Genomic DNA, 25,847 nt, shown 5'->3' with positions numbered 1-25,847 from the left:
TATTGCAACTTATAAAATTCCCGATTACCATTCACCCCATCATCGCAAATGAGAATTAATTACAAAGCTGTCATGACGGATACATGACATCCGCCGTGGCATTCACCGCGAAGTTAATGAGAAGGAACCTACCATGAGTCAAACCCTCGATTCCGCCCAGCTGCTGGCCGCGCTCGATAAAGTGATGGTGATCTCCACCACCGATCTGCAGGGCACCATCACCTACGTCAATGACCTGTTCTGTCAACTGACCGGTTTTTCCCGGGAAGAGCTGGTGGGCCAGCCCCACAGCATCGTGCGCCACCCTTCCGTGCCGAAAGCCGTTTACAAAGCGATGTGGGACACCATCAAGGCGGGCGGTATCTGGACCGGCATCATTCCGAACGTCGGCAAGGGCGGCGTGCTGTACGTGGTCGACACCACGGTGCAGCCGCTGTATGACGCCCAGGGCAATATCGAGGCCTATATCAGCATCCGCCGCGTGATCAACGATCTGATGACCGACTTCGAATCGGTGGAATTCGCCAAAGAACAGTTCGACAACCACTACGACAAGTAACCGCTATGGCCGACATCATCGAACGCATCCTGATTGGTTACGGTTCGGAGTCGGGCAACGCCCGGGCGCTGGCGATGCGCCTGGGCGAGCAAAGCAGCCTGCAACCCTACCGCCCCATGGTTAAAGAACTCAACGCCATCCAGCCCGCCGATGTGGGCGAGCGTGACATCCTGTTGATCGTCTCGAGCTCATTTGGCGACGGCGAACCGCCCGCCAACGCCGAGCGTTTTTCCGACGCGCTGGCGCAATGGCCGGATCCCCCCCGGTTGCGCTACGCCATCTTTGGTCTCGGCGACACCGCGTACCCGCATTTCTGCGGCTTCACGCAGGCGCTGGATGCGCGCCTGACGCAATACGGCGCCCGCGCCATCGTCAATCGCGTCGACGCCGACGTTAACTTCGAACCGTTCTTCACCACCTGGCTGACGACGCTGGGTAAGGTGCTGGCCGGCGATGCCCAGGCGGGTCGCGACTTGCATCTGCGCGTGACCGCCTACGGTGAAGACCATGCGTTCAGCGCCGCCCTCCTCGAACGACGGCCGCTCAGCGCTCGCACGCCGCAAGCCTGGCATCTGCGGCTGAATATCGCCGGCAGCGGCATCGTTTACCGGGCGGGAGATACCGTCTATCTGTTGCCGGAGAACGACGAAGGATTATTGTCCCGGCTGGCAGACTGGCTCGGCAGGCCGGAGGCCGTCGACGCGCTGCGGCGCCGGGAGCTGCGCCAGCTCAGCAAAACGACGCTGCGCGAACTGGCGCAGTTGGCCGACAGCGAAGAGCTCAAAGGCCTGCTGAAGATCCGTCAGCGCAAAGCCCTGGAGAGTTATCTGTACGGCGCCGATCTGCTGGACGTGCTGCACGATTTTTGCCCGCCGAACGCGATCACGCTGGAGAACCTGTTGGCGCTGCTGCCCGTTTGCCTACCGCGCGCCTACTCCATCGCTTCGGCAACGCGGGAAGAGAGCCTCGATCTGTGCGTTCGCGACGTGCGTTATGAACGCGGCGGCCGCACGCGGCGCGGCACGGCAACCGGCTGGCTGCTCAAGCATCCCGGTCCTTTCCGCCTTTTCTGCCGCGCCAACCCCGGCTTTTACCTGCCGCGCGACACCGCCTTGCCTGTGCTGCTTATCGGTACCGGTACCGGCATCGCACCGTTGATTGGCTTGCTGCGCGAAATGGCCGCCCAGGGCGAACGGCGTGAAACCGTCCTGATCTTCGGTGAGAAAAGGCGCGATGAAGACTTCCTGTATGGCGAGGAGTTGGTCACGCTGAACGCGACGGGCGTACTCACACGGCTCATCACGGCATTCTCGCGCGACGCCGCCGACAAGTATTACGTGCAACACGCCATCGACGATCGCGCCGATGTCGTCAGCGGCCTGCTGCAGCGGGGCGCGCATGTCTACCTGTGCGGCAATCGTCAGTATCTGGAACATGCCGTAGCGACGGCGCTGGAGCAAGCCTGCGGGGCGGAAAACCTGTGGCAGACGCTGATTGAGCAGCAGCGCCTGCACCTGGAACTCTATTGAGACAGGGCGGCGTTCACCGCTCCGCGCGCAGCAGCAAGGAGACGATGAACGCGCCCCCCAGCCCCGCCGTAATGATGCCGATGGGCAGCTCCTGATGGGGGATCAGGCTGCGGCTGAGCATGTCGCCGCCGGTCAGCAGCATCGCCCCCAGCAGGCCGCACATCGGCACGGACAAGCGATGGCGCACGCCCACCAGGCGCCGGGCCAGATAAGGCACCATCAGCCCGACAAACCCAATCACGCCCGTCAGCGAAACGAGAAACGCCGTAGACAATGCGCAGCACAGAAAGATCTCGGTGCGCAGGCGCGCCACATTGACCCCCATCGAATGGGCGGTTTGCTCGCCCGCCAGCAGCGCATCCAGCGCCCGCCAACGCAGCGCCGTAAACCCGGCCAGCAGCACAAAACTCGCCAGCGGAATGAACAGATTATCCCAACGCGCCAACCCCAGCCCGCCCAGCGACCAGAACAACACCGAACCGGCCGCCCGCTGATCGCCGGAAAACACCAGGTAGCTGGTGAGCGCGCTGAACAAAAACGAGACCGCCAGACCGCAGACGATCAGCTGCTCGGCGCGCCTGACCCGGCTGACGCGAAACAGGATCATCACCGCCATCGCCGACAAAATACCGCCGGCGAAAGCGGACAGCGGCAACGTCAGCGCGCCCAGCGCATCGCCAAAGCGCGTGATGACCAGCACCGCGCCGGCGGAGGCGCCGGAGGAGAGCCCAAACAAAAAAGGATCGGCCAGCTCATTGCGGGTGGTGGTCTGCAGCAGCGCGCCGGTCATCGCCAGCCCGGCGCCGGTTAACGCCGCTAACAAGGCCCTGGGCACCCGCAGTTGCACGACGATGGTGTCCAGCATGCCGGAAAGCGGCGCCGAACCGAGCCCTAACGCCGCAAACGCCTGTCGCCATGACAACGCGACGCTGCCCAACTGCAGGCTCCAGATCATTAGCCCGCACAACACTGACAGCGCCAGCGGTGCGAGCAGCATAAACCGCCGGGTCGGCAAATTCATTCAGCCTCCGGCGCGTACAGCGCCCGCGCCAGCTTTTCCACCGCGCCGATGTTGGCCGGCCCCGGCGTCAGCTCCGCATACTGCAGTTTCAGATAACGGTGGTGCCGTACGGCGGGGGTCAATTTCATCAACGGGTGAGACTCGAGGAAGCGCCGCAGCGCATCGGCGCCTGACCCGGTCTGGTAATCCAGCAGAATAATGAAGTCGGGCTCGGCCGCCGCCACCGCTTCCCAGGACGCCGTCGTCCAGCTCGCCGGCAAATCGTCCATCACGTTGCGGCCGCCCGCCGCTTCGACGATCGCCGTCGGCATAGCGTATCTGCCGCTGGTGAAAGGCTTCTCCTCCCCCGAGTCATAGACGAACACTTTAAGCGGCGGCTGGCCCGCCGGCCTGGCGGGAAGCGCAGCCAACCGGCGCTGCCAGCCCGCAACCAGCGCGGTGGCCTCTTGCTGCTTGCCGAAAATCTTGCCGAGCTTCAGCTCATCGTCATACAGCAGGTTCATATCGGCCTTTTGCGGCCGCCCGCCGGCCTGTACGCAGCTCTCGCTCAGCACCAGCGTTTTGATGCCGAACGGGGCGAGCGTCTCCGGTGTGACGTCACCGCCGATCTTCATGCCGTAATTCCAGCCGGCGAAGAAGAAATCCGGCTGCGCTGCCAGCAGCGTTTCCAGAGCAGGATATTTCGGCGCCAGTTCGGGAATGGCGCCCATCGCGGCCTTGAAGTCGGGCGTCAGTTTGTACCAGCCGGTGATGCCGGTCAGCCCGACAATGCGATCCTGCAAATGGAGCGCAAAGGCCATCTCGGCCATATTGATGTCGTTGATGACGGCGCGTTGCGGCGCCTGGTTGAAGGTGACCGGCGTACCGCAGCTTTCTACGGTGACGGGAAATTTTTCGGCCGCCGCCGCCCCGCCGGCCAGCAGCAGGAGCAGGGGGAATACGCGTGTGTTCATGTTTCTCTCTGGTTTATCAAGCGCAATGGGGAACGTCAAAAATACGCAGCGTTTTCCCGCTGACGGGGTGCGCCACCTTGAAACTGTTCATGCCGAACACCGGCAGAATCACCGGGGTCTGCAACACCGCCTCGGGCGTACCACAGGCTACCTGGCGGCTTTCGTTGAGCACCAGGATCCGATCGGCAAACGCCTCTGCCACGGGCAAATCGTGCAGCACTGCAATCACGGCAATGTCTTTATTTTTCACTAACGACAGCAGCGCCGAGCGCCCGGGCGGATCGAGGTGATTGGTCGGTTCATCCAGCAACAACAGATCGGGAGACTGCGCCAACGCCCGGGCCAGTGCAGCACGCTGACGCTGACCGCCCGAGAGCCGCCCCAACGGGCGGTGCCTGAGCGGCGCCAGCCCGGTTTCCCCGATGGCCTCGTCAACAATGCGCTTTCCCGTCGCAGAGCGTTCGCCATGCGGTAAACGGCCCAACGCCACGTAGTCCTCAACCGACAGCCGCAAATCCGGCAGATCGTTTTGTGCCAGAAAGGCGATGCTTCTGGCACGTTCCGCCGCCGACCACTCGGACAAGGCGCGCCCTCGCCAGTAAATGCCGCCGCTGTCCGGCCGCGTTTCGCCGATCAGGGCGCGCAACAGGCTGGACTTGCCGCTGCCGTTAGGGCCGATCACCGCCAGCTTTTCACTGGAACGGAGCGCGAAATGGATGTTGTCGAGTATCAATGCCCCGCCGTGGCCGGTCAGGCTAACTCCATCAACGCGGAGGGTGTCGTGAATTGAATTCATTATGCGTCAATTGTTATATTATAACATATCAATATTTTTACCACGATTCCGCGCCTTCTGCAAAAGCGAATCGCAACCTCTTTTGCCGCACGCGCTGCGTGCCGCGAGACTGGGAGCAAGCCGCGCCCCTGCGTCAACACTGCGCGGCAAAAGCAACATAGCACACCTTTTAATTAATGATAATGATTTTCATTATCATTTGAATCATTGTGATTTCCGATTGCACGCACCGCTGAACTTGGTTATGTTTGAAGCGATTAGTTTTATTTCCGGTTTGCAGGAACCCCTATGACTCCGTTGGCGCACAGCACAGATCCGACTCTTACGACCGCTCCGGCCGTCGTTTTGCTGTGTGCTTCCTCTGCCCCACCCGCCGTTTCCTCTGTCGTTTCAGCGGTTGCCGCTTACCCGCCACGCATTGTGGTTGTGCGCTAAGCCACACCGACTTTTACCTCCGGCTTATTGATCTGTTGCGTTCAGGCGTAGACCGCCGCGCGCGCCGGAGCCTGTAATTTTCACGACAGATGAAATTGATATGCGATTACCTTCTCTCTGGGCCAATGCCGGCCTGGCTACGCTGTTCGTCCTGCTTTGGAGCAGCGGCGCGATCTTCTCCCGCTGGGGGCTGGAGCACGCGTCTGCCTTCGCTTTCCTGTTCTTCCGCTGCGCCATCGCGCTGGCGGTGCTGTTGGTCATCGGCCTGTGGCAGCGCCAGTGTCTCCCCGCCCCCGGCACCCGTTGGCGCGTCGTGCTGATCGGCGTGCTGATGATCGGCAGCTATCAAATCTGCTATCTGCTAGCGCTGGAACAAGGTATTACGCCCGGCGTGCTGGCGACGCTGCTCGGCGTACAGCCGATCCTCACCCAGTTCATCACCGAGCGGCGTTGCACCGGGCTGCGGGCACTCGGCCTGGCGCTGGCGATGGTCGGGCTGACGCTGGTGGTGTACCAAAGCCTGATGGTGGCCCACTTCTCGCTGAGCGGCATGCTGTTCGCCTTTATCGCGCTGGGCTGCATGACCGCCGGCACCCTGCTGCAAAAAGGCATGACGCAGCCGCCGCTGGCGGTCTTGCCGCTGCAGTATGCCGTCGGATTATTGATGTGTACGCTGGCACTGCCGTTTGAGCCGCTGCGGGTCGAATGGAGGCCTGAGTTCGTGCTGCCGCTGCTGTGGATGGCGGTGGTGATCTCGGTGCTGGCGACGTTCTTGCTGTATCGCCTTATCCAGCGCGGCAATCTGGTGCAGGTGACCAGCCTGTTCTACCTGATCCCGGCAGTGACCGCCCTGCTGGATTACCTGCTGCTCGGCCACGCGCTAGCCGCGCTGAGCCTGCTGGGCATGGCGGGCATCGTGCTCGGCGTGATGCTGGTTTTCCGCCGCGCATAAAAGCAAAAGCCCCCGCGCCGTTCCACCGGCGCGGGGGCAACAACAGCCGTTAACTCAGAACAACCAGGAACCGTACCCCCACAGCAGCACCGTCACCCCAAGCAGCAGCTCGAGCAACAGAATGCCGATGGCGAAGGTCGAGCTGGAGAAGATGAACCCTTCCTTACTGTCGATATTCAGGAAGTGCGGGATCCCCAGATTCAGCAGATAGCCCGAATAGCACAGGCCGATAATGCCGACAAACAGACACAGCCAGACGACCGGATAGAGCGCCACAATCCCGCTGAGGAACATCGGGGTCGCCACGTAGCCGGCGAACACCATGCAGCGGTGCAGGCTTGGGCGCGATTCATAACGCCGCGCCATCCAGTGAATGACTTTCCCCATGGCCGCTACGCCTGCCAGCATCAGCAGGTAGAACGCCACGGCGGTATAAAACGCGGTAAACATGTCGAGCCTGATGGCATGTCCCTCGCCGGAGAGCCAGCCCAACTGGGTGGTGCCGATAAAGGCGCAGACCACCGGGATGGCTGCCAAGAGCAACACGTGATGGGTGTATAGGTGCGAGACGCTTTCATTCTCGCTTTTGATCTGTTCGAACTCGGCGCTGGGATGCGCCAGAAGTCCCCAAACATGACTGACCATGAGACACCTCCTATCTCGCCGTAGGTCGCGATCGGCGAACGAATTTCACACCTCCGACGGACTGCTACCCGTGCGAGGATTGCGGCCACGGGGCTCTCTCCCCTGTACTAATTATAGTCTTTCGGCGAAAAAACGTGCGGAAAGCGCAACGCCGCAGCGCTTTGTCTTATACTCCCACCATAAAAACCAGGCTGCGAGGAAGGTCATGTCATCCGTAATCACCACCCGTCAGGCGGGGATCGTCGACGTCGACGCCGGGCGCAACGTTACCGTTGTCGAGCCCTGCAATCTTTACGGCTGCCGGCTCGGCGACGATGTCTTCGTCGGCCCGTTCGTCGAGATCCAGCGCCACGTCAGCATCGGCGCGCGCAGTAAAATTCAGTCGCACAGCTTTATCTGCGAATACGTCACCCTCGGCGAAGCGTGCTTTGTCGGCCACGGCGTCACCTTCGCCAACGATCTGTTCAAAGATGGCGCGCCCAACGCCGATCCGGCCAGTTGGGGGCGCACGCGCATCGGCGATCGGGTGTCCATCGGCTCCGGCGCCACGATCCTGGCGGTAGAGATCTGCAACGACGCGGTGATCGGCGCCGGGGCGGTGGTGACCCGCGACATCACCCGCAAGGGGATCTACGCCGGCAACCCGGCGCGTCTGCTGCGGGAGCTGCCGTAATGAACCCGGCCATCCGCATCGCGGCCATTGAGGCGCTGCCCGACGATTATCTGGCCCGCGGCGATTTCAGCTTCACCATCGCCTGTTACGCTCTGCCGCAGTTCGACAGCCCGGTCGACAGCTGGCCAACCCGCCCGGTGGCGCCATTTCGCAAACGGTATCCGCTGGCGCCGTTCGCCAACGAAGACAGTACTACCTTCCTGGCGTATCGTCAGAACGACGCCGTTGGCCATATCACGCTGAGCAAAAACTGGAACGGTTACACCCTGATCGACGAGATCGCCGTCAGCGCTCATGCGCGCCGTCAGGGCATCGCCGGGGCACTGCTGGACTGCGCCAAACGGTGGGCGCGGCAGCAGGAAACCTCAGGTATGATGCTCGAAACGCAGAACAACAATCTGGCGGCCTGCCGCTGTTACCAGCATTACGGGTTTATCCTCGGCGGCATCGACCGTTTGCTGTACCGCGCCGAACCGGAGATCGCCGATCACGAAATCGCGCTGTTCTGGTATTTGCCGTTCAATAGCGAAATCGGTTACTGATTTATCGATTGCCATTGAGGTGATGTTTACTTTTTAACCCCTACCATCGGATGAGAACTGTTATCACTTACTCTGATAAGCCAGCGACACCCAGGGAGGGCCGTATGAACAAGAACAAGGCTGTTTTACTGATGTTAGCTATCGCTATGAGCGGATGCGCCGAACGCCCCACCGCCGTCTCCCCCGCGACGCCGCCGACCGACGTCACCGTTTCGCCGCCGGGCGTGCAGCCGGAGATGGACGCCAGCACCCGCAGCAAGCTGCGTGAGATCCTCGCGCTGCGCGCCGGTTGGCCCGCCGCGCAGCCGCATGGTCGCACCGTCGATTTGATTTCGCGCGAGTTTCTCGGCACGCCGTATCTCGCCAACCGTCTGATCGGTTCGCAGAACACGCCCGAGCAGCTGGTGATCGACTTCCGCGGACTGGATTGCTTCACCTACATCGATTATGTGGAAGCGCTCAGCACCGCCCGCAGCGAAGCCGAGTTCGTTCAGCGCCTGGTAGACATTCGCTACGTCGACGGCAACATCGCCTTCCCGCAGCGCAAACACTTCTTCACCGACTGGGCGCAGCGGCCGAAAAAAGTGGCCGAAGACATCACCGCCCAGCTCAGCCCGCACGCCGTCAGCCTCGTGAAAAACCTCAATCAAAAGGCGGACGGCAGCAGCTACCTGCCCGGCTTGCCCAACGTGCAGCGCAGCGTCACCTACATTCCCAGCGACAACGTCGACGACAAGGTGCTGGCCCAGCTGCGCACCGGCGACTACATCGGTATTTACACCAACCTCGCCGGGCTGGACGTGACCCACACCGGCATCTTCGTGATGACCGACCATGGCCCGGTGCTGCGCAACGCCTCCTCGCGCAAGGCCAACATGCAGGTCGTCGACTCACCCTTTATGGATTACGTGATGGCTACGCCGGGCATCGTGGTGCTGCGTTCGCTCAGCCGATAATCACCGCCGCATAACGGCTATAAGCTATAGCCGTTTATGCTGAACGAGCGTTTGACTTCACCGGCGGTTCAGGCTTAGCTGTAAGGACAAAAACCAACTGATTTTATTGTTTTTTTCAGGGAGACTTCGATGACCTTACGCTGGCGTATCACCCCTCTGGCGGCGGCCTTCGCCGCCGTATTGGCGCTTCAGGGCTGCGATCAAAAAACCGACCAAAACCATATCAAAGTCGGCGTCATCAACGGCGCGGAACAGGACGTGGCGGAAGTCGCCAGGCAGGTGGCGAAAGAGAAATACGGGCTGGACGTCGAGCTGGTCGGCTTCAGCGGTTCGCTGCTGCCGAACGACGCCACCGACAAAGGCGAACTGGACGCCAACGTGTTTCAGCACCGCCCGTTCCTCGAACAGCAAAACAAAGATCACGGCTATAAGCTGGTGGCGGTCGGCAATACCTTCGTGTTCCCGATGGCCGGCTACTCCAAAAAGATAAAATCGCTGAAAGAGCTGCCGGACGGCGCGGTGATCGCCATCCCGCTCGATCCGACCAACCTGGGGCGCGCCCTGCTGCTGCTGGAAAAAACCGGGCTGATTAGCCTGAAGCCTGGCAAAGGGTTGCTGCCCACCGCGCTGGATATCAGCGCCAACCCGCATCATTACCAGATCATGGAGCTGGAAGGTGCGCAGCTGCCGCACGTGTTAGACGATCCGAAAGTCACCGTCGCCGTCATCAGCACCACCTACATCAACCAGACCGGCCTGTCGCCGACCAAAAACGGCATCTTCATCGAGGATAAGGACTCGCCGTACACCAACATCATCGTCACCCGCGAAGACAACAAGGACGCGCCAAACGTACAGAACTTCATCAAGGCCTATGAGTCGGACGAAGTCGCCAAAGCCGCCGAGAAAATCTTCAACGGCGGCGCGGTGAAAGGCTGGTAAATTCGGCCACCATCAAGGCGGATTCTGCGCACGAATCCGCAATATTTCACTTTCATTCCCCGTTTCCTTACGCCACACCTTTCTCTAAAAGCAAAACGCCCGCATGCTCATTCCTCCATAACACGGATTGTTCACAACAAAGGAGTGTATCGATGCCGATCAAATTTGCCCCCAAGGTCGGGGAAATTCTCGAGTGCAACTATGGCAACTATCCCCTATCAGTCTGCCAACCGCATGAAGCCGGCTTTTATGATGGCCACATTCCACCAGAAATGGTGAAGAACCGTTTAGTTGTTGTGTTAAACGGCAAAATTAACGGCAACGCCTGCATTATCGTACCGCTGTCGACCACCAGAGATTCGAACAAGATCGAACGGGGATTGCACATCGAAATTACGCGTGAACTCATCGAAGATATGAGATTCTTTCATCCGCAAACGCGCTGGGCAAAGGGCGATCTGGTGCAGCAAGTCAGCCGCCAACGGCTGAACAGAGCCCGTAAAGAGAGAGGCTTTCTTACCCAGTGTCTGTCGCGCGAGCTTGTTGCTGACATACAACGCGCCGTCATTAAGTCGATCAATGCCAAAAATATGCTGTTCTGACCAGTACGCTGTTGTTGACAAAACAGACAAATCAGGTGAAATTGTCGCCGTAGCCGATAAAGGCCCTTATGCTATACCCTCCCTTTCAGGGACCTGCGAAGCCCAGCCATCCAGCTGGGCTTTTGCCTCTCTGGCGCCTACCGATTTTTAAAACGTCATCTTTTCTTCCCGCTCTTGACCCTTACGTGGCGTCAGGCTTTAGTATCCCGGCACGCACAAGGGAGGAGCTACATATGTTATTGAAAGTCGGCGAACTGGCGCGCCGTTCCGGCATTACCGTTCGCACACTGCATCACTATGACAGCATTGGTTTGCTGGTCCCTTCTGCGCGTTCCGACGCTGGTTATCGTTTATACAACCGGGCTGACATCACCCGCTTGCACCACATCCAGGCGCTGCGCCGGATGGGCGTTTCGCTGGCGGAAGTCGGGGCAATTCTCGCGCGTTCAGGGCCAGCGCTTCCGGCGGTGATTGAGCAGCAGATCGCCATGTTGGAGCAGCAGTTGGCACAGATCGCCGCATTGCGCGGCCGGCTGCAGCACATGCATGCCCAACTTTCCGCCGGGCACGAACCGGAACTGAACGACTGGCTGACTACGTTGGAGTTAATGACCATGTACGATAAATACTTTACCGCCGATGAGCTGATGCAACTACCATTCTACCAAGCTGATCCCACCCGCAATCAGGAATGGGCTGCATTGGTGAGCAGCGTGGGACAACTGATGGCGGAAGGCATCGAACCTCAGGCGCCACAGGCTCAGGCGATGGCACGCCGCTGGATGCTGATGCTGGAACGCGACACCGCCGGCAACCCGGCCTTTCTCACCCGGCTTAACGCCATGCACGCCGACGAACCGTCGATGCGCGAACAGACCGGCATTACACCGACGATGACGGACTACATCACCCGCGCCTTTGCCGAAACCAAGCTGGCTGTCTATCAAAAATACCTGTCGGTGGAAGAGTACGCCTACGTGCGTCAACACTATTTCACCCGCCTGCAGGAGTGGCCGGCTCTGATCGCTCAATTCCATCAAGCAATGAACGACGGCATACCTGCCGATTCGCCGGAGGCGGTGCGATTGGCGGCCGATTGGCTGGCGCTGTTCCAATCCTATGCCGGCACCAACCCGGCGACGCAGATGAAGATCCGTGAAGCGATGGAACGGGAACCCTCGCTGACCGAGGGCACCTGGCTGACTCCGCCGTTGCTGGCCTATCTGCGCCAGGCCGTGGCCCGGCTGATGCGCGGCTGAATAGCTCATAGGATTTTCTTATCTCACCATAAGAAAACCCGATTTATCCCGGCGGCGAGCGGCGCGCATAATGGCGTTTATCTGCTGATTTCCAAGGTAAACAGGCATTACCATGACGCTCTCCGCTCCCGTACTCAGCCTCCTCGATGCCACGCCGGACGATATGGCCGCCGTGCTGCAAATTTACACTCACCACGTGCTGTACGGTGCCGCCTCGTTTGAAGAACAGCCGCCGACCTTGGCGGAAATGCAGCTGCGGCTAGGCAAGGTGCGGGAAGCCGGGTTGCCCTGGCTGGTGGCGAAAAGCGAAGGCCGTGTTATGGGCTACTGCTATGCCACGCCATATCGCCCCCGGCCGGCCTATCGCTTTACCGTAGAAGACTCGGTGTATATCGCCGAAGGGCAACAGGGGAAAGGCGTCGGCAAGGCGCTGCTGAGCGCGCTGATCGCCCGCTGCGAGCAAGGCCCCTGGCGCCAGATGCTGGCGATCGTCGGCGATTCCGCCGCCAACCACGGCTCGCTGGCGCTACACCAGTCGCTCGGCTTTACCAGCGCCGGAACGTTAAAGGCCGTGGGGTTCAAACTGGGGGAATGGCGTGACACGCAGATTATGCAGCGCGCGCTGGGTGACGGCGACAATCGGCATCCTTGAATGCATGGCGACGCACGATAGGAAGTTAGCGTCTATAGTGAAGAGGGATTTCATTGAGTTAGCGCCAATCGCGCACGCCATCTAACCGGTAAGGGAGAAGTGAATGAAAATTATTCTGTGGATTGTCGCCATCATCTTCATCGTGGGTTTGTTGACGATTACCGGCGTTCTCAAACTGATCTTTTAATCCGTCTCATACGTCCCGCCCCTTCCGGGGCGAGACTTTTCATCATGCCTTGAAACGCGCGCGTACCGCGCCCAGCGCCGACACCACCGCCAGCACCACGCCGCCGGCCACCAGCCCGAACGCCACGTTCAGCAGTGCCGGAACCACACCCTGCAAAAGATGGCCAAACGTCGGCACCACGGTGGTGTACGAGGCCCAGTCTTCGAACAGGTGATGCACCGGCGGCAGGCCGTGGGTCAGGATGCCGCCGCCGACCATAAACATGGCAACAGTGCCGACGATCGACAGCGTTTTCATCAGATAAGGCGCGGCGCGCACGATGCCGCCGCCGAGGGAGCGCGCCACTGCGCTGCGTTTGCGGCTCAGATACAGCCCCAGATCGTCCAGCCGAACGATGCCGGCGACGATGCCGTACACGCCGAGCGTCATCACAACGGCGATGCCGCACAAGACGATCACCTGCTGGCTAAAGGTGGCGCCGGCGACGGTGCCCAAGGTAATGGCGATAATCTCGGCGGACAGCACGAAGTCGGTGCGTATTGCCCCCTTCACCTTGCGCTTCTCATAAGCCGCGGCGTCCTCATTGGCGCCGGGCCCGTCCGATTTTTCCTCCTGCGCCGCCTTGCCGTGGCTCAGGCTGTGAAACACCTTTTCGAACCCTTCGTAACACAGATAGGCGCCGCCCACCATCAGCAGCGGCGTAATCGCCCAGGGCGCGAAGGCGCTGATCAGCAGCGCCAGCGGCACCAGGATCGCCTTGTTGATCAGCGAGCCTTTGGCGACGCTCCACACCACCGGCAGCTCGCGGTCGGCTTTAACGCCGGTGACCTGCTGCGCGTTGAGCGCCAGATCGTCCCCCAGCACCCCGGCGGTTTTTTTCGCCGCCATCTTGCTCATTAACGATACATCGTCCAGCAACGAGGCAATGTCGTCGATGAGGGTAAGTAAGCTACTTCCTGCCAAAATGATTCATCCTTTTCATATTCACGGGCCATTCTATGTTTAGCATAGCGGTAAAGCATCATGAAAGGATATGGGAGGATCTCGGAAAATGCCGGGCGGGCGATTGCCGCCCGGCGCCGACGTTAAAGCGCTACGCTGCCCAGGATGAAGGTGACGGTAATCACCGACAGCAGCGTCGTCCAGGTGATGATGGAGGCCATCGCTTCATGATCGCCCCCCATTTGCCGCGCCAGAATATAGGCGTTGCCGGCACAAGGCACGGCGGAGTAGAGAATGGCGATGCTGGCCGGCACGCCGGTGGCGCCGAAATAGTGCACCAGCGCAATGGTAATCAGCGGCATGGCCACCAGTTTCAGCACGGTCGCATAAGAGATGGAAACCAGCTTGCGAATATGCATGCTGACGATCAACCCTGCGCCGACCGACATCAGGCTCAGCGGCGTGGCGGCGTTGGAGAGATAAACGAACAGCTGTTTAAGCGCGCCAGTGATGTGCAGGTTGCACAGGTTCATCAGCACCCCGAACAACGCGCCGATGATCAGCGGGTTTTTCGTCAGCGCCAGCAGCGCGCCGCTCAGGCTTTTCTTGCTGCCGGTGCCGTAATGGTTCATCACCAACACGCTCATGATGTTGGTCAGAATGATCATATAGGCCACGAAGAAACCGGACAGCGCCACCCCCTCGCTGCCGAACAGCGATTGCGACAGCGCGATGAATACATAAGAGTTGTATCTGACTCCGCCCTGAAAAATAGAGGTAAACAGATCGGCCGACGTATTGAAAAACAGTTTGCCAACGAAAATAATCAACGCGATGGCCAGCGTGGAAACTATGGTCGCCACAACGGGATAAAAGCTGTCCGCGCCGCTAAAATCCGCCTCGCTGATATCCAATATCAACAGCGCCGGAAAAAACAGGTAATAAACGAATTTGTCTGAAAAGCCCCAAAATACGGCAACGTCTTTAACATAGAGCTTTGACAAATAGCCCAGCACGATTAACAAAAAAATCGGTAATATAGAAAGAAAAACGTTCAGCATGAATAATAACCTTAAATCGAGAAAATGCGCTCTTCAACCTGATTGAGGTTGCGGTGATTCCACAAGCTTGCCGAAATGAAGACGCGTTGTACCCAGCGCAACGGCGTATCTCTTTCATCGAAAGATGGCGTGAATTTATCGCGTGAATGCAGCGCAAAACGGTTATCGATATACACCAAATCGCCCGGGCAAATATCGATGCCGATGGCATTTTCTTTCACCAGCCCGTAGAAACGCTCCAGTGCGGCTTCCGCTCGCGGCGTGCTGGCGGCAATCATGCCGGGATAGAAAACGGCGCTCACATCCGGCAGAACATGGTTTTGCGAAATCAGCGGCACCAGCGCGGTTTCTTCGCGCCCGGCCTGCGTGGACTGGCGCCAACGGTATGGCAGCTTGATGCTGTACAGCGGGCTGGCCAGCGTTTCGACGTCCTCGCGGCTCAGTTGAGCGATAGCCAAACGCGAATCGGAGATACGCGTCATCGGGCTGTGCGGATCGCGGCGCACGCCGGCTAACAGCAACCCCATCGGCGAGACGTTGAACTGCTCCAGGTGTTTCAGGGCCGCATTTTCAATATGGAAATCCAATTCAACATCGAACCCCAGACCGGTATATTCTTTTTTGGCTTCGCGTTTGGGGATCAGATTATTAATCAGTTCTTTCCCTTCGAAATACATCGAATAGGGTTCACCAATTAGCGAAGAGATGCCGACCAACAGGTTTTCACTGATATTCCCTGATTTGGCCGAAGGCGTATATTGGTTCGGACAAGGGGAAAAGAACACTTCTTTATCCACCGGCACATTTTTTAAAATAAGATAAGGCCGTGGTTTGATTGACGCCTTTTGCTGGCTTAATGCGGCACTTAATCTGTGGGGTAAGTGGGTGATCATGGCCGAACGTATAGCGTGAATATACGCATCACCGCCGGCGGGATCGTAAGCAATTTTATCTAATGCCGAAAATAACTCGTTTCTTTCCTGATCCGTCAATTGAAAGACGTTTTGGTAATCCATCCTGAGCATTCCTTGACAATAAGAATATCATTAGCAAGCCTAATGAAAGCGGCAGGATGTTAACATTATGCAATCAAATTCATAAAGATTTATTAACTAATTTCGTGATCTTAATCACCACTCCTCCGTCCAGTTAGCGGTGGAGAAGAAGTGATTAATAAACAAACAGCTACGCGCATACGTCTCAATCGGATGCGATAGCGAATACGCCCGAGAGATAGCGCAGGACATGACCGTGGGCCTCAAAAACGCACGATAAATGCGTACTGCCCTCAAGCAAGCCAAAGGCAACATGCGCACTGCCATGCTGTTCGACGAAACGCTGCAAGGATTGCGCGCTGAACAGCTCATCCTGCGCGGCCGCCAGCAGCAAAGTCGGTAATCGCAGCGCCGCCAGTTGCTTGGCCGGGGCGCGAGGCGTCAACGCGTTAGCCATATTGACGCTGTATTGACAGACAAAATCGGGGGCGGCGGCCAGCACGGCTGGGGGAAAATTCAGGCTGACCGCCCGAGATTGCCCGAACCATCGCCCACCGCTGAGCGCATTGGCCACAAAGGGCCATTGGCGCACCTGAGCAAAACGGGCCGCCGCCGTCAGATCGCGGGCTATGCCGGAAAATGGCCCCAGTTCGGGCGCCAGCATGATCAGGCTGTCCGCCTGCAGCTCGCAAGGATAACGGGTCAAGTAGTTGAGCAACATCCCGGCGCCGCTGGAATGGCCAAGCAGGTGCCTGCGCGCCAACGGAAAACGCAGGCGCATTTCCGCCAGGATGACATCGACATCGCGCCAAATACGCTCAGGCCGCTCAACCGTTCCCCGCTCTCCCGTGGAATCGCCATGTCCGCGAATATCGACCAGGCACACCGCGAGCGTTGGCTCGGCCGCCAACTGGCGCGCAAGGACGTCATACCCGGCGGCGCTGTTAACCCCGCCGCCGTGATAGACCAGGATCACGTCTTCACTCTCGGCAGTGTGCCGATACAGACGATAGCTCAACCCATCTATACGACCGGACGACATGTCCACATGCCCGCCCGGCCACTCACCGTAAGACTTCGCTTGCTCAACATAGCGGTCAAAATCAATCAAAGCGCACCTTTCCATGAATATTGTCGGTATTTCCTACGGCAAAGCTCCTCGCCAAAATGGTTATAACAATATGAAATAACAGCAGTAATTACCATTCTTTTGCACATTCTCCCTTAGCGTCAGGGCAGATCGCCCGCCGGCACATTGAGCTGCCAGGAAAGGCCGAAACGATCGTTGAGCCAGCCGAAACGGGCGCTGAAGCCGTAGTCATCGAGCGGCATCAGCACCTTGCCGCCCTCCGCCAGCCGGTGGAACGCCCGCTCCAACGCTTCTTCGTTAGGCAGGTTGATGAACAGCGACACCGCCGGGGTAAAGCTAAAGTCATGGCTGATCGGGCTGTCGATAAACACCAGGTTCTGCCGATCGAAATCGATGGCAGCATGCTTGATCAATCGCCGGCCGTCCGGCGTCGGGTCGTAATGCTGCACCTGCATGAGCCGAAAACGCTCGAACACCTGGCTGTAGAGATCGATCGCCCGCTGCGCCTCTCCCTGGAACATGACAAAGGTCGAAACCTGACTCATAACATCCCCTCCGGCAAACGTTGTGGTATTAATGGAGGATAGCGGATTACCGTTGAAGCGGCGGAAAGGAGCAACCATGAGCATCATTCATCGCCTGGCGCAGCCGGACGATCTCAACGGCCTGTTAGCCTTGTATCGCGAGCTGCGCCCGCAGGACGCGCCGCTGCGCACCGACGATGCGCGCCGCACCCTGCAACGTCTGCTGGACGATCCGGCGATCCGTCTGGTGGTGGCAGCGGACGAGGAACAACCGATCGCCACCTGCATGCTGGCGCTGATCCCGGGGCTGGCGCACCAGGCGCAGCCGTTCGGCGTCATCGAACACGTGGTGACGGCGGAGCCCTACCGCGGCCACGGCGTGGCGCTCGCCATGATCGAATACGCGCTGCAGCTAGCCTGGCGAAAAGGCTGTTACAAGGTGATGCTGTTGTCGGGGCAGCAACGCACCGGCGCGCACCAGCTCTACCTGAAAGCGGGCTTCGACGGCGATCGCGAGCGGGGATTTGTCATCAGACGGCCCGAGGGCCGATAGCGGCCCGCCGCAAACGGGCGGACCGCCAGGCGGGTCATTCGGTGGCGTTTTTCGCCAGGCTGGCGTCTTTTTGGCGACGATAGTCGCGGGCGGCGGCCGGGATCGGCGTCACCTTGCCGGTTTCGATCCAGCTGCGCAGCCGGTTGGCGTCGGCGAAGTGGGTATATTTGCCGAAGGCGTCCAGCACCACCAGCGACACCGAGCGGTTACCGATCATGGTGCGCATCGCCAGGCAGTGGCCCGCCTGGTTGGTGAAGCCGGTCTTGGTCAGCTGGATGTTCCATTTCGGGTTGTACACCAGGTGGTTGGTGTTGCGGAACGGCAGCGTGTAGTTCGGGTCTTTGAAGCTGGCCATGCGCTCGGTGGTGGTGCTGAGCTGGCCGATCAACGGGTATTGTTTGGTGGCGATCAGCAGCTTGGTCAGATCGCGCGCCGTCGACACGTTATGAATAGAGAGCCCGGTCGGTTCCACATAATGGGTATTGGTCATGCCGAGCGCCCTGGCCTTGGCGTTCATCGCTTTGATGAAGGCGTTGTAGCCCCCCGGATAGTGGTGCGCCAGGCTGGCGGCCGCGCGGTTTTCCGACGACATCAGCGCGAGCAGCAGCATGTCCTTGCGGCTGATTTCGCTGTTCAGCCGTACCCGCGAATACACCCCTTTCATCTCCGGCGTCTGGTGGATGTCCACTGACAGCATCTCGTCGAGCGGCAGGTGCGCGTCCAGCGTGACCATGGCGGTCATCAGCTTGGTGATCGAGGCGATCGGCACCACTTCATCCGGGTTGCGCGCGTACATCACCTTATGGGTTTGCATATCGACAACCATCGCGCTGCCGGAGGCCAGCTCCGGCTGGGTGGCGTGTACGGCGGCGGCGTTGTCGCTGGCCAGCGCGCGCGGCGCAAAGCCTGCGCCCGCCTGCAAAGCGAGCAGGGTCAGAACCAAAACACGTATTTTCACAGGCATTACTCTGAAATGGGGGCTTGAACTCAGCGAATTATATGTGAGGGTTCAGCGCTTGGCACTGGGATTGTATGGCGGATTTGTGACAAATTCTGTCGGCCGAAAAACGACGCAGCCCGCGGGCGCTCTGGGATGAACGCCCGCGTAGAAAAAGTTACAGCGCCGGCTGCCAGGCCGACTGAGGCAGCAGGTACAGCCCCGGCGTTTGCCGCGCCCCGGCGCCGACGATATGGCCGATGCCGGCCGCCATCACCGCCAGCGTCACGTCGAAGGCGTTGAGGCTGTCGCCATAGCCGGCGGTCAGGTTGAACATCGAGCCATTGGCCAGCAAATAGACCGTCTTTTCATTCAGTTGGTAAGCGTTCACATAAGGCATCGGCTCGTGGTGCGGCAAGCCCTTGAGGAAGCCGACGTCGATCTCTTCCGCCACGTGGCCGACGTTGAGGATAAACACGCCGTCCTGCGCCTGTTGCAGATGCTGCGCCGAGAGCACGTTTTTCGCGCCGGTCGCGGTGGCGATCACGTCCGCCTGCGCGATCGCGCTCGCCAGATCCACCACCTGCCAGCCGTCATAACGCGCCTGCAGCGCGCGCGCCGGATCGATTTCCGCCACCATCACCTGGCCGCCGTAGGCCCTGGCCGCCGCTGCCGTCCCCTGCCCGACCAGGCCGTAACCGATCACCAGCACGCGCTTCTCGTGCAGCGTCAAATGGGTGGTCTGGAAGAAGGTATGCCAGGCGGTCAGCCCAACCATATGCCGATTGTGCAGCCCTTCTTTCACCGGCAGATCGTCCCAGTTGAAGATCGGATAGCGCGGCGCCACGCCGTTCAACCGGCTGATGCCCGAGCCGGTGGCCTCCAGCCCGGCGACGATCTGCGGGCCACCCGGCGACTGGTGCAGACGGGTGGTCAGATCCGCCCCCATTTCGCACAGGTGGGTCGGCCGCCAGGCCAGCGCGCGGTCGAAAGATTCCGACCATTCGCCGGCGCTCATGTCACGCCAGGCATAGGCCTGCGCGCCCCGCCGTTCCAGCCAGGCCACCACATCGTCCTGCACCGTGGTGGGATTGCAGGTGGTCAGGAAGATCGCCGCGCCCTTGTCCAGCAGGCCGGCCACCAGCGGCGCCATTTTCAAATCCAGGTGCATGTTGCACGCCAGCCGCACCCCGTGCAGGTCCGGCAACGCCGCCATCGCCGCCCGGGTGCGCGGCATATGACGCGTCGCCCAGCTCAATTCGCTCTCAAAGTCCTGATACATCCGTTGCTCCTCTGATGTGCCCCGCCGCCAGGCGTGGCAAAAAATTATCCCGCGCGGCCGAGCCGGCGGATCGCCTGCGGCGACAGGCCAAAGACGCGGATAAACGCCCGTCTCATGCGTTCTGGATCGCTGAACCCCACCGAACGGGCGATCGCCTCCAGCGGCTCGGCGCTCTCTTCGACGCGTACCCTGGCCGCCTCTACCCGCAGCTGCTCGATCACTTTGGCCGGCGTCTGCCCGGTTTCGGCGCGGAACAGCCGGCCGAACTGACGCTCGCTCAGGCAGGCGGCGTCAGCCAGATCCGCTACCGACAGCGGCAGGTGCAAATGTTCGCGCGCGAACGACAGCGCTGCACGCATGCGATCCGACGACGGATTCAGCGCCAGCAGCAGCGAGTACTGCGACTGCCCGCCGGGGCGCCGGTGGTAGACCACCAGCTGCCGCGCCACGGCCGCCGCCAGGGTGGCGCCCAGATCGTCTTCGATCAGCGCCAACGCCAGATCGATGCCGGCACTGATGCCGGCCGAGGTCCAGATATCGCCATCGCGAATGAAAATGCGGTTGCTGTCGACACGGATACGCGGATAACTCTGCTGCAATCGCGCCGCGTGATACCAGTGGGTGGTGGCGCGCTTGCCGTCCAGCAAGCCGCAGGCCGCCAGAATAAACGCGCCGGTGCAGACGCTGGCGATGCGCCGCGCACGCCGGCTGTGGGTTGTCAGGAACCCCGTCAGCGCCGGTGACTGCGCCGCCATCACGTTGCCGCTGCCGCCAGCCACCACCAGCGTATCGAAACGCTCGTCGCCGCATGGCTGCGTGGCGATCTCCACCCCGGCCGAGCTGGCGACCATGCCACCCTGCGGCGAAATCGCCACGCAGCGGTAGGCCGGCGGATCGGTAAACTGGTTGACGTTATCGAACGCCGCCAGCGGGCCGGCAAAGTCCAGCAGGTTGAAACCGGGAAAGACCACAAAACCGATCGTTTTCATGATGGCGCTTTTTGAGGGTTATCTGTCATATCAGCCAAAAACAGGGCGGCTATTATGGCCCAGGTCCAACGATAAAAATGAGGCGAATGTCATGTCTGAACCACTCGTGATTGTATTTCCCATCTATCAAGGCGTCACCCAACTCGACTTCACCGGCCCGCTGCAGTTTCTGCGCCGCATGCCGGGCGCGGAAATCATCGTCGCTTCGGTAGACGGCGCGGATGTCGAATCGGAAGGCTTGCACTTCACTCAGCTGCGCCCGCTGCCGGAGATCGCGCGCTGTGACGTGCTGTGCGTGCCGGGCGGCAGCGGCTGCACCCAGGCATTACAGGATGAAGCATTCATGCGGCAAATCCGTCGGCTGGGCACCGATGCTCGCTACCTGACCTCGGTGTGTACCGGTTCGCTGATCCTAGCCGCCGCCGGGCTATTGCTGGGTAAACGCGCCGCCTGCCACTGGTCTATGCGCGATAGCCTGAAGCTGTTCGGCGCCATACCCAGCGCTGCTCGCGTAGAACGCGACGGCAACGTAATCAGCGGCGGCGGCGTCACCGCCGGCATCGATTTCGCGCTGGCGCTGATCGCCGAACTGCACGGCGAAGACACCGCACAGACGATCCAACTTTATCTGGAATACGCCCCGGCCCCGCCGTTCGAGGGCGGCACGCCGGAACTGGCCCCGCCGCACATTTACGCCAAGGTACAGGCACAAATGGCGGAAAGCCTGGCGCGGCGCAGAGCGTTGGTGGCCCAAATCGCCCAAGGCTAGCGATCGGGCGTATACTTGCCCTTATGCGTCAGCCACATAAGGAGTAAGGAATGACCGATTTGGCCCACTACATTACGGACTACGGTTACTGGGCGTTGTTTATCGGCTGCCTGGCGGAAGGGGAGACCATCACGCTGCTGGGCGGCATCGCCGCCCACGAAGGGCTGCTGCACTGGCCGTGGGTGATCGCGGTGGTGGCGCTGGGCGGCATGATGGGAGACCAGTTGCTGTACTTCGCCGGCCGCCGGTTTGAAGGCCGCGTCATCTCGCGGCTCAAGGGACAGGAAAAGCGCATCGCGCGCGCCAGAAGGCTGATCGCTCGCCACCCGATGCTGTTCGTTATCGGGGTGCGCTTTATGTACGGTTTCCGCATCATCGGCCCGGTGCTGATCGGCGCCAGCCGCCTGCCGCCGTCGCGCTTCGTACCGCTCAATATCCTCGGCGCTATTTTATGGGCGACGATCTTCGTCATGCTCGGTTATTTTGGTGGCCAGGCGATCGAACGCTTCGTTACCGGCTTCGACAAAAAACTCTCCGGCCTGCTGTTTGTCGCGCTGGCGATCGCCGCCATCCTGCTGGTGCGTTTCTGGTGGCGTAAACGCCACCCGGAGTAAGCAAACGCAGCGGGCGTCAGCTTTCCTGCGGCGCCGTGCGCATCAGCTCGACCAGCTCGCGCGCCGCCTTGTCCAACGGGCGGTTCTTCAGCCAGATCAAATGCATCGGCAAGCGCAGTTCGTTCTTGGTATTTTTGAATTTCAGCCGCACCAGCCGCCCCTGCGCCAGCAGCGGCTCGGCCAGCGACAGCGGGAAATTGCCCCACCCCAGCCCCGCCTCCACCATGTTCAGCGCCATCGGTAGGCTGTCGGTGCGCCAATACGCCTCCGCCACCTGCGGGCGCAGATCGCCGATCGGCAGATCGCGGCTGGCCACCATGATCTGCCGCACGTTGACCAGATCTTCGAGAAACAGCTCACCCGCCGCGCCGTCCAGCGCCGGATGCTGCGGCGACAGCATCGCCACCAGCGATTCCGCGCCGACGAAGTGAAACTGTTCCGCGCTGTTGACGTTCAGCCCGCCGAACGCCAGACAAACGCCGATGCGCTCCTGATGCAGCATGTGCAGCACGTCGTCCTGCGGCGCGCTGAGCACTTCAATGTTCAGCAGCGGATAACGCTGCGACAGCGTTTTCACCGCCGCCAGCAGGCCGGCGCCGTTAATATCCGACGCCACGCCGATCGAAAGCCGGCTCTCCAGCCCCTGGGATAGCTCGATGGCGTGCACCTGCAGCTGCTTGAGCTGCCCGGCGATCAGGCGGGCGTGCGGCGCCAGGGCCAGCGCCAGCGCGGTCGGCGTCGGTTCGCGGTGAGAACGGTCGAACAAGGCGAAACCGAGCTCCGCCTCCATGTTGGCGATGCCCATGCTGACCGCAGACGGTACGCGCCGCAACGCGCGGGCGGCGGCGGAAAATGAGCCGCGGTCGAGCACCGCCAAAAACAGTTCGATGTTGTCGCTGGAAAAATTCATCGCTCAACCTGTCAGAAAAACTGACAGCTCCTGACTTTTTCTATCAATGTGATTGACGTTATCTTAGCCGCCGTCGCCACAGAGGCAACTAAAAACAGATCGGGAGAAAACGATGCAAGGCGTCAAACGCAAACTGGTGTATGTCACCGCTTATGAAATCATCGGCATGGCGATCTCGGCGCTGGGGCTGGCGCTGCTGTCGGGCCATGCGCCAAGCAGCACCGGGCCGCTGGCGGTGGTGATCACCACCATCGCGGTAAGCTGGAACTTTATTTACAACTATTTATTCGAGTGGTGGGAAAGCCGCCAGGTGTCGCGCACCCGCACGCTCAAACGCCGCATTTTGCACGCCGTCGGCTTTCAGCTGACGCTGGTGGTGTATCTGATCCCGCTGATCGCCTGGTGGATGGGCATCACGCTGTGGCAGGCGCTGCTGCTGGATATGGCGCTGATCGTCATCATTCCTTGCTACACCTTCCTGTTTAACTGGGCGTTCGACAAGCTGTTCGGCCTGCCGGCTTCGGCTCTGCCGGCCGGTGAATCCGCCTAAGCCTCCCCCTCGTCCGATTCGCCTGCGCACGCTCATTGCCGCGCAGGCGCCATCGTTTTATTTTCCGCCCGCTTTCCCCTCTCACGCGAAATAACCTCAAAATCCCTTTAATTTGCGCGGTAATTATTATTCTGTGATTTCAATCACTTTTATCGCTCGATATTTCCGTGTTGATAATGAGACTCATCTTACTGAATAATATGCGCTTTTGTTTTCAGTTTAAAAAATACACACCATTGTTCACACTTTGTACGCAGGTTTTTTTGCCACATTTATCGGGAAACGGTAGCATGCCACGCCGTTATTTAACGGCGGCTGTATACACAATAAACAGCGGAATGATGCCACGACCTCATTCTCATTACGATTGCTGATGGCAATCGTTTGCTCTGCAGCTCAGGGCGGAGTTCATCATAGACAGGTAAACAGGACGGATAATGCACTCACAAAAAAAGTCGGCGGATGACAAACACGCCGCCAGAAGACGCTGGCTAGACTCTCATGAATCCGGTTATCACAAAAGCATGGGCAACCGGCAGATCCAAATGATCGCCATCGGCGGTTCGATCGGCACCGGCTTGTTCCTCGGTACCGGCGGCCGTCTCGAACTGGCCGGGCCGGCGCTGGCGCTGGTCTATCTGGTGTGCGGGATCTTCTCTTTCTTCATCCTGCGCGCGCTGGGCGAACTGGTGCTGCATCGCCCTTCCAGCGGCAGCTTCGTTTCTTACGCCCGCGAGTTTCTCGGTGAGAAAGCCTCTTACGTCGCCGGCTGGATGTATTTCCTCAACTGGGCGATGACCGGTATCGTCGACATCACCGCAGTGGCGCTGTACATGCACTACTGGGGCACCTTTGCCGACGTGCCGCAGTGGCTGTTCGCCCTCGGCGCGCTCGGCATCGTCGCCACCATGAACATGATCGGCGTGAAGTGGTTCGCCGAGATGGAGTTCTGGTTCGCGCTGATCAAGGTCGTCGCTATCGCGCTGTTCCTGATTGTCGGCGTCGTCTTCCTCGGCACCGGCACCCCGGTCGCCGGCCACACCACCGGCATGCACCTGATCACCGAAAACGGCGGCATGTTCCCGCACGGCCTGCTGCCGGCGCTGGTGCTGGTGCAAGGGGTGATCTTCGCCTTCGCCGGCATCGAGCTTATCGGCACCGCCGCCGGCGAGTGTAAAGATCCGGCTAAAATGATGCCCAAAGCGATCAACAGCGTGATCTGGCGTATCGGTCTGTTCTACGTCGGCTCCGTGGTGCTGCTGGTGCTGCTGCTGCCGTGGAACGCCTATCAGGCCGGCCAAAGCCCGTTCGTGACCTTCTTCAGCAAGCTGGGCGTGCCTTACATCGGCACCATCATGAACATCGTGGTGTTGACCGCCGCGCTGTCCAGCCTCAACTCCGGCCTCTATTCCACCGGCCGCATCCTGCGCTCGCTGGCGATGGGCGGCTCCGCGCCGAAGCTGATGGCTAAAATGAGCAGCCAGCAGGTGCCTTACGCCGGCATCCTGGTTACCTGCGGCATCTACGTGATCGGCGTGGTGCTCAACTACCTGGTGCCGTCGCGGGTTTTCGAGATCGTGCTAAACATCGCTTCGCTGGGCATCATCGCCTCCTGGGCGTTTATCATCGTTTGCCAGATGCGCCTGCGCAAAGCCGTGCGCGAAGGCCGTGCGCAGCCGGTATCGTTCAGGATGCCGGGCGCGCCGTTCACCTCCTGGCTGACGCTGGCGTTCCTGCTGGTCGTCGTGGTGATGATGGCGTTCGATTATCCGAACGGCACCTGGACCATCGCCACCATTCCGGTGCTGGCGGTGCTGCTGACGCTGGGCTGGTTCGGCCTGCGCAAGCGCGCGCAGGAAGTGAAGCGGGAGCAGCAGGCTCACGAAGAGCAGAACCCGCACTGAATCGACAAACCGCCCTCCGGGGCG

Annotated in this window: 29 protein-coding genes; 16 read left to right on the top strand and 13 right to left on the bottom strand. The window is 60.2% G+C overall.

Features of this window, described 5'->3' with window-relative positions; all coding sequences use genetic code 11:
- Positions 1–133 precede the first annotated feature (133 nt).
- Both ACMGGW_RS05050 and ACMGGW_RS05045 read left to right on the top strand, forming a co-directional pair.
- The gene (locus tag ACMGGW_RS05050) at positions 134–559 is read left to right on the top strand and encodes a PAS domain-containing protein (RefSeq protein ID WP_023447580.1); all 426 of its coding nucleotides are present in this window, start codon (positions 134–136) and stop codon (positions 557–559) included.
- A gap of 5 nt (positions 560–564) precedes the next feature.
- Complete coding sequence (locus ACMGGW_RS05045; protein ID WP_149570878.1) at positions 565–2,088, top strand: flavodoxin domain-containing protein; 1,524 nt, start codon at positions 565–567, stop codon at positions 2,086–2,088.
- A gap of 13 nt (positions 2,089–2,101) precedes the next feature.
- Here ACMGGW_RS05045 and ACMGGW_RS05040 read toward each other — a convergent pair whose 3' ends face one another.
- The 3 genes from ACMGGW_RS05040 to ACMGGW_RS05030 are packed head-to-tail and all read right to left on the bottom strand — an operon-like array spanning position 2,102 to position 4,795.
- The gene (locus ACMGGW_RS05040) at positions 2,102–3,109 is read right to left on the bottom strand and encodes a FecCD family ABC transporter permease (protein ID WP_197819320.1); all 1,008 of its coding nucleotides are present in this window, start codon (positions 3,107–3,109) and stop codon (positions 2,102–2,104) included.
- Positions 3,106–4,062 carry an ABC transporter substrate-binding protein gene (locus ACMGGW_RS05035; RefSeq protein ID WP_025301970.1) on the bottom strand — a complete coding sequence of 319 codons (957 nt, stop codon included), beginning with the start codon at positions 4,060–4,062 and terminating at the stop codon, positions 3,106–3,108. Before ACMGGW_RS05035 ends, ACMGGW_RS05040 begins: the two co-directional genes overlap by 4 nt.
- Before the next feature lie 16 nt (positions 4,063–4,078).
- A complete protein-coding gene (locus ACMGGW_RS05030; RefSeq protein WP_127146460.1) occupies positions 4,079–4,795 on the bottom strand; it encodes an ABC transporter ATP-binding protein in 717 nt (238 codons plus the stop codon).
- 64 nt (positions 4,796–4,859) lie between these two features.
- Between ACMGGW_RS05030 and ACMGGW_RS05025 the strand changes: the two genes are divergently transcribed.
- Positions 4,860–5,150 carry a hypothetical protein gene (locus ACMGGW_RS05025; RefSeq protein ID WP_127146440.1) on the top strand — a complete coding sequence of 97 codons (291 nt, stop codon included), beginning with the start codon at positions 4,860–4,862 and terminating at the stop codon, positions 5,148–5,150.
- A 243-nt stretch (positions 5,151–5,393) separates the two neighbouring features.
- The gene (locus ACMGGW_RS05020) at positions 5,394–6,245 is read left to right on the top strand and encodes a DMT family transporter (protein ID WP_197833502.1); all 852 of its coding nucleotides are present in this window, start codon (positions 5,394–5,396) and stop codon (positions 6,243–6,245) included.
- 54 nt (positions 6,246–6,299) lie between these two features.
- Here ACMGGW_RS05020 and ACMGGW_RS05015 read toward each other — a convergent pair whose 3' ends face one another.
- A complete protein-coding gene (locus tag ACMGGW_RS05015) occupies positions 6,300–6,890 on the bottom strand; it encodes a Yip1 family protein (protein ID WP_025301967.1) in 591 nt (196 codons plus the stop codon).
- A 205-nt stretch (positions 6,891–7,095) separates the two neighbouring features.
- On the opposite strand from ACMGGW_RS05015, the gene ACMGGW_RS05010 reads away from it, so the two are divergent.
- The 7 genes from ACMGGW_RS05010 (at position 7,096) to ACMGGW_RS04980 (ending at position 12,516) form a co-directional block, all read left to right on the top strand.
- Positions 7,096–7,563 carry an acyltransferase gene (locus tag ACMGGW_RS05010; RefSeq protein WP_164062864.1) on the top strand — a complete coding sequence of 156 codons (468 nt, stop codon included), beginning with the start codon at positions 7,096–7,098 and terminating at the stop codon, positions 7,561–7,563.
- Positions 7,563–8,105 (top strand): GNAT family N-acetyltransferase, encoded by a 543-nt coding sequence (locus ACMGGW_RS05005; RefSeq protein WP_148123218.1) that lies wholly within the window; start codon positions 7,563–7,565, stop codon positions 8,103–8,105. Before ACMGGW_RS05010 ends, ACMGGW_RS05005 begins: the two co-directional genes overlap by 1 nt.
- A 104-nt stretch (positions 8,106–8,209) precedes the next feature.
- Positions 8,210–9,061, top strand: a complete 852-nt coding sequence (locus ACMGGW_RS05000) for a DUF1460 domain-containing protein (protein WP_025301964.1) — start codon at positions 8,210–8,212, stop codon at positions 9,059–9,061.
- A gap of 129 nt (positions 9,062–9,190) precedes the next feature.
- Positions 9,191–10,003 carry a MetQ/NlpA family lipoprotein gene (locus tag ACMGGW_RS04995; RefSeq protein ID WP_025301963.1) on the top strand — a complete coding sequence of 271 codons (813 nt, stop codon included), beginning with the start codon at positions 9,191–9,193 and terminating at the stop codon, positions 10,001–10,003.
- A 152-nt stretch (positions 10,004–10,155) separates the two neighbouring features.
- Complete coding sequence (locus ACMGGW_RS04990; protein WP_004939660.1) at positions 10,156–10,605, top strand: type II toxin-antitoxin system PemK/MazF family toxin; 450 nt, start codon at positions 10,156–10,158, stop codon at positions 10,603–10,605.
- A gap of 233 nt (positions 10,606–10,838) precedes the next feature.
- Positions 10,839–11,864, top strand: a complete 1,026-nt coding sequence (locus ACMGGW_RS04985) for a MerR family transcriptional regulator (protein WP_025301962.1) — start codon at positions 10,839–10,841, stop codon at positions 11,862–11,864.
- Positions 11,865–11,976: 112 nt separating this feature from the next.
- On the top strand, positions 11,977–12,516 hold the full coding sequence (locus ACMGGW_RS04980; RefSeq protein ID WP_025301961.1) for a GNAT family N-acetyltransferase: 540 nt from the start codon (positions 11,977–11,979) through the stop codon (positions 12,514–12,516).
- 229 nt (positions 12,517–12,745) lie between these two features.
- On the opposite strand, the gene ACMGGW_RS04975 is transcribed toward ACMGGW_RS04980, so the two are convergent.
- From ACMGGW_RS04975 to ACMGGW_RS04955, 5 genes are all read right to left on the bottom strand, one after another.
- Entirely contained in the window at positions 12,746–13,666 is a 921-nt protein-coding gene (locus tag ACMGGW_RS04975) for a DUF808 domain-containing protein (RefSeq protein ID WP_025301960.1), read from the bottom strand.
- Between the two features lie 122 nt (positions 13,667–13,788).
- Entirely contained in the window at positions 13,789–14,706 is a 918-nt protein-coding gene (locus tag ACMGGW_RS04970) for an AEC family transporter (RefSeq protein ID WP_025301959.1), read from the bottom strand.
- Positions 14,707–14,717: 11 nt separating this feature from the next.
- Positions 14,718–15,722: a TauD/TfdA family dioxygenase gene (locus tag ACMGGW_RS04965; RefSeq protein ID WP_025301958.1), complete on the bottom strand. Its 1,005-nt coding sequence runs from the start codon at positions 15,720–15,722 to the stop codon at positions 14,718–14,720.
- A gap of 184 nt (positions 15,723–15,906) precedes the next feature.
- Positions 15,907–16,812, bottom strand: a complete 906-nt coding sequence (locus tag ACMGGW_RS04960) for an alpha/beta fold hydrolase (protein WP_049203834.1) — start codon at positions 16,810–16,812, stop codon at positions 15,907–15,909.
- Positions 16,813–16,931: 119 nt separating this feature from the next.
- Positions 16,932–17,336 (bottom strand): VOC family protein, encoded by a 405-nt coding sequence (locus ACMGGW_RS04955; protein ID WP_049203833.1) that lies wholly within the window; start codon positions 17,334–17,336, stop codon positions 16,932–16,934.
- A 76-nt stretch (positions 17,337–17,412) separates the two neighbouring features.
- Here ACMGGW_RS04955 and ACMGGW_RS04950 point away from each other — a divergent pair, with 76 nt between their 5' ends.
- A complete protein-coding gene (locus tag ACMGGW_RS04950; RefSeq protein ID WP_033637538.1) occupies positions 17,413–17,868 on the top strand; it encodes a GNAT family N-acetyltransferase in 456 nt (151 codons plus the stop codon).
- Positions 17,869–17,902: 34 nt separating this feature from the next.
- Here the strand turns inward: ACMGGW_RS04950 and pbpG are convergent, their stop codons facing one another.
- The 3 genes from pbpG to ACMGGW_RS04935 form a co-directional block, all read right to left on the bottom strand.
- Positions 17,903–18,832, bottom strand: a complete 930-nt coding sequence (gene pbpG / locus ACMGGW_RS04945) for a D-alanyl-D-alanine endopeptidase (protein WP_025301951.1) — start codon at positions 18,830–18,832, stop codon at positions 17,903–17,905.
- Between the two features lie 151 nt (positions 18,833–18,983).
- On the bottom strand, positions 18,984–20,087 hold the full coding sequence (locus tag ACMGGW_RS04940; RefSeq protein WP_025301950.1) for an adenosylhomocysteinase: 1,104 nt from the start codon (positions 20,085–20,087) through the stop codon (positions 18,984–18,986).
- Positions 20,088–20,131: 44 nt separating this feature from the next.
- Positions 20,132–21,076: a GlxA family transcriptional regulator gene (locus tag ACMGGW_RS04935; RefSeq protein ID WP_049203829.1), complete on the bottom strand. Its 945-nt coding sequence runs from the start codon at positions 21,074–21,076 to the stop codon at positions 20,132–20,134.
- Between the two features lie 91 nt (positions 21,077–21,167).
- On the opposite strand from ACMGGW_RS04935, the gene ACMGGW_RS04930 reads away from it, so the two are divergent.
- Together ACMGGW_RS04930 and ACMGGW_RS04925 are read left to right on the top strand one after the other, a co-directional pair.
- Entirely contained in the window at positions 21,168–21,845 is a 678-nt protein-coding gene (locus ACMGGW_RS04930) for a DJ-1/PfpI family protein (RefSeq protein ID WP_025301948.1), read from the top strand.
- A 50-nt stretch (positions 21,846–21,895) separates the two neighbouring features.
- Positions 21,896–22,459 carry a DedA family protein gene (locus ACMGGW_RS04925; RefSeq protein WP_025301947.1) on the top strand — a complete coding sequence of 188 codons (564 nt, stop codon included), beginning with the start codon at positions 21,896–21,898 and terminating at the stop codon, positions 22,457–22,459.
- A 16-nt stretch (positions 22,460–22,475) separates the two neighbouring features.
- Here ACMGGW_RS04925 and ACMGGW_RS04920 read toward each other — a convergent pair whose 3' ends face one another.
- Positions 22,476–23,369, bottom strand: coding sequence for a LysR family transcriptional regulator (locus ACMGGW_RS04920; RefSeq protein ID WP_025301946.1), 894 nt, complete (start codon positions 23,367–23,369; stop codon positions 22,476–22,478).
- Positions 23,370–23,481: 112 nt separating this feature from the next.
- Here ACMGGW_RS04920 and ACMGGW_RS04915 point away from each other — a divergent pair, with 112 nt between their 5' ends.
- Positions 23,482–23,919, top strand: coding sequence for a PACE efflux transporter (locus ACMGGW_RS04915; RefSeq protein WP_004939694.1), 438 nt, complete (start codon positions 23,482–23,484; stop codon positions 23,917–23,919).
- 437 nt (positions 23,920–24,356) lie between these two features.
- Positions 24,357–25,823 carry an L-asparagine permease gene (gene ansP, locus ACMGGW_RS04910; protein ID WP_025301945.1) on the top strand — a complete coding sequence of 489 codons (1,467 nt, stop codon included), beginning with the start codon at positions 24,357–24,359 and terminating at the stop codon, positions 25,821–25,823.
- Positions 25,824–25,847 lie beyond the last annotated feature (24 nt).

This window comes from Serratia sp. BNK-4 (assembly GCF_048685115.1).
Classification (GTDB): domain Bacteria; phylum Pseudomonadota; class Gammaproteobacteria; order Enterobacterales; family Enterobacteriaceae; genus Serratia; species Serratia bockelmannii.
The sequence above is the reverse complement of the archived record's forward strand: the minus strand, read 5'-3'. Positions and strand labels throughout refer to the sequence as shown.

What these genes read in the sequence shown, in the direction of transcription:
- ACMGGW_RS05050 (WP_023447580.1), top strand. Translation starts at nt 134, where the DNA reads ATGAGTCAAACCCTCGATTCCGCCCAGCTGCTGGCCGCGCTCGATAAA.
- ACMGGW_RS05045 (WP_149570878.1), top strand. Translation starts at nt 565, where the DNA reads ATGGCCGACATCATCGAACGCATCCTGATTGGTTACGGTTCGGAGTCG.
- ACMGGW_RS05040 (WP_197819320.1), bottom strand. Translation starts at nt 3,109, where the DNA reads ATGAATTTGCCGACCCGGCGGTTTATGCTGCTCGCACCGCTGGCGCTG.
- ACMGGW_RS05035 (WP_025301970.1), bottom strand. Translation starts at nt 4,062, where the DNA reads ATGAACACACGCGTATTCCCCCTGCTCCTGCTGCTGGCCGGCGGGGCG.
- ACMGGW_RS05025 (WP_127146440.1), top strand. Translation starts at nt 4,860, where the DNA reads ATGCGTCAATTGTTATATTATAACATATCAATATTTTTACCACGATTC.
- ACMGGW_RS05020 (WP_197833502.1), top strand. Translation starts at nt 5,394, where the DNA reads ATGCGATTACCTTCTCTCTGGGCCAATGCCGGCCTGGCTACGCTGTTC.
- ACMGGW_RS05015 (WP_025301967.1), bottom strand. Translation starts at nt 6,890, where the DNA reads ATGGTCAGTCATGTTTGGGGACTTCTGGCGCATCCCAGCGCCGAGTTC.
- ACMGGW_RS05010 (WP_164062864.1), top strand. Translation starts at nt 7,096, where the DNA reads ATGTCATCCGTAATCACCACCCGTCAGGCGGGGATCGTCGACGTCGAC.
- ACMGGW_RS05005 (WP_148123218.1), top strand. Translation starts at nt 7,563, where the DNA reads ATGAACCCGGCCATCCGCATCGCGGCCATTGAGGCGCTGCCCGACGAT.
- ACMGGW_RS05000 (WP_025301964.1), top strand. Translation starts at nt 8,210, where the DNA reads ATGAACAAGAACAAGGCTGTTTTACTGATGTTAGCTATCGCTATGAGC.
- ACMGGW_RS04995 (WP_025301963.1), top strand. Translation starts at nt 9,191, where the DNA reads ATGACCTTACGCTGGCGTATCACCCCTCTGGCGGCGGCCTTCGCCGCC.
- ACMGGW_RS04990 (WP_004939660.1), top strand. Translation starts at nt 10,156, where the DNA reads ATGCCGATCAAATTTGCCCCCAAGGTCGGGGAAATTCTCGAGTGCAAC.
- ACMGGW_RS04985 (WP_025301962.1), top strand. Translation starts at nt 10,839, where the DNA reads ATGTTATTGAAAGTCGGCGAACTGGCGCGCCGTTCCGGCATTACCGTT.
- ACMGGW_RS04980 (WP_025301961.1), top strand. Translation starts at nt 11,977, where the DNA reads ATGACGCTCTCCGCTCCCGTACTCAGCCTCCTCGATGCCACGCCGGAC.
- ACMGGW_RS04970 (WP_025301959.1), bottom strand. Translation starts at nt 14,706, where the DNA reads ATGCTGAACGTTTTTCTTTCTATATTACCGATTTTTTTGTTAATCGTG.
- ACMGGW_RS04965 (WP_025301958.1), bottom strand. Translation starts at nt 15,722, where the DNA reads ATGGATTACCAAAACGTCTTTCAATTGACGGATCAGGAAAGAAACGAG.
- ACMGGW_RS04955 (WP_049203833.1), bottom strand. Translation starts at nt 17,336, where the DNA reads ATGAGTCAGGTTTCGACCTTTGTCATGTTCCAGGGAGAGGCGCAGCGG.
- ACMGGW_RS04950 (WP_033637538.1), top strand. Translation starts at nt 17,413, where the DNA reads ATGAGCATCATTCATCGCCTGGCGCAGCCGGACGATCTCAACGGCCTG.
- pbpG (WP_025301951.1), bottom strand. Translation starts at nt 18,832, where the DNA reads ATGCCTGTGAAAATACGTGTTTTGGTTCTGACCCTGCTCGCTTTGCAG.
- ACMGGW_RS04940 (WP_025301950.1), bottom strand. Translation starts at nt 20,087, where the DNA reads ATGTATCAGGACTTTGAGAGCGAATTGAGCTGGGCGACGCGTCATATG.
- ACMGGW_RS04935 (WP_049203829.1), bottom strand. Translation starts at nt 21,076, where the DNA reads ATGAAAACGATCGGTTTTGTGGTCTTTCCCGGTTTCAACCTGCTGGAC.
- ACMGGW_RS04930 (WP_025301948.1), top strand. Translation starts at nt 21,168, where the DNA reads ATGTCTGAACCACTCGTGATTGTATTTCCCATCTATCAAGGCGTCACC.
- ACMGGW_RS04925 (WP_025301947.1), top strand. Translation starts at nt 21,896, where the DNA reads ATGACCGATTTGGCCCACTACATTACGGACTACGGTTACTGGGCGTTG.
- ACMGGW_RS04920 (WP_025301946.1), bottom strand. Translation starts at nt 23,369, where the DNA reads ATGAATTTTTCCAGCGACAACATCGAACTGTTTTTGGCGGTGCTCGAC.
- ACMGGW_RS04915 (WP_004939694.1), top strand. Translation starts at nt 23,482, where the DNA reads ATGCAAGGCGTCAAACGCAAACTGGTGTATGTCACCGCTTATGAAATC.
- ansP (WP_025301945.1), top strand. Translation starts at nt 24,357, where the DNA reads ATGCACTCACAAAAAAAGTCGGCGGATGACAAACACGCCGCCAGAAGA.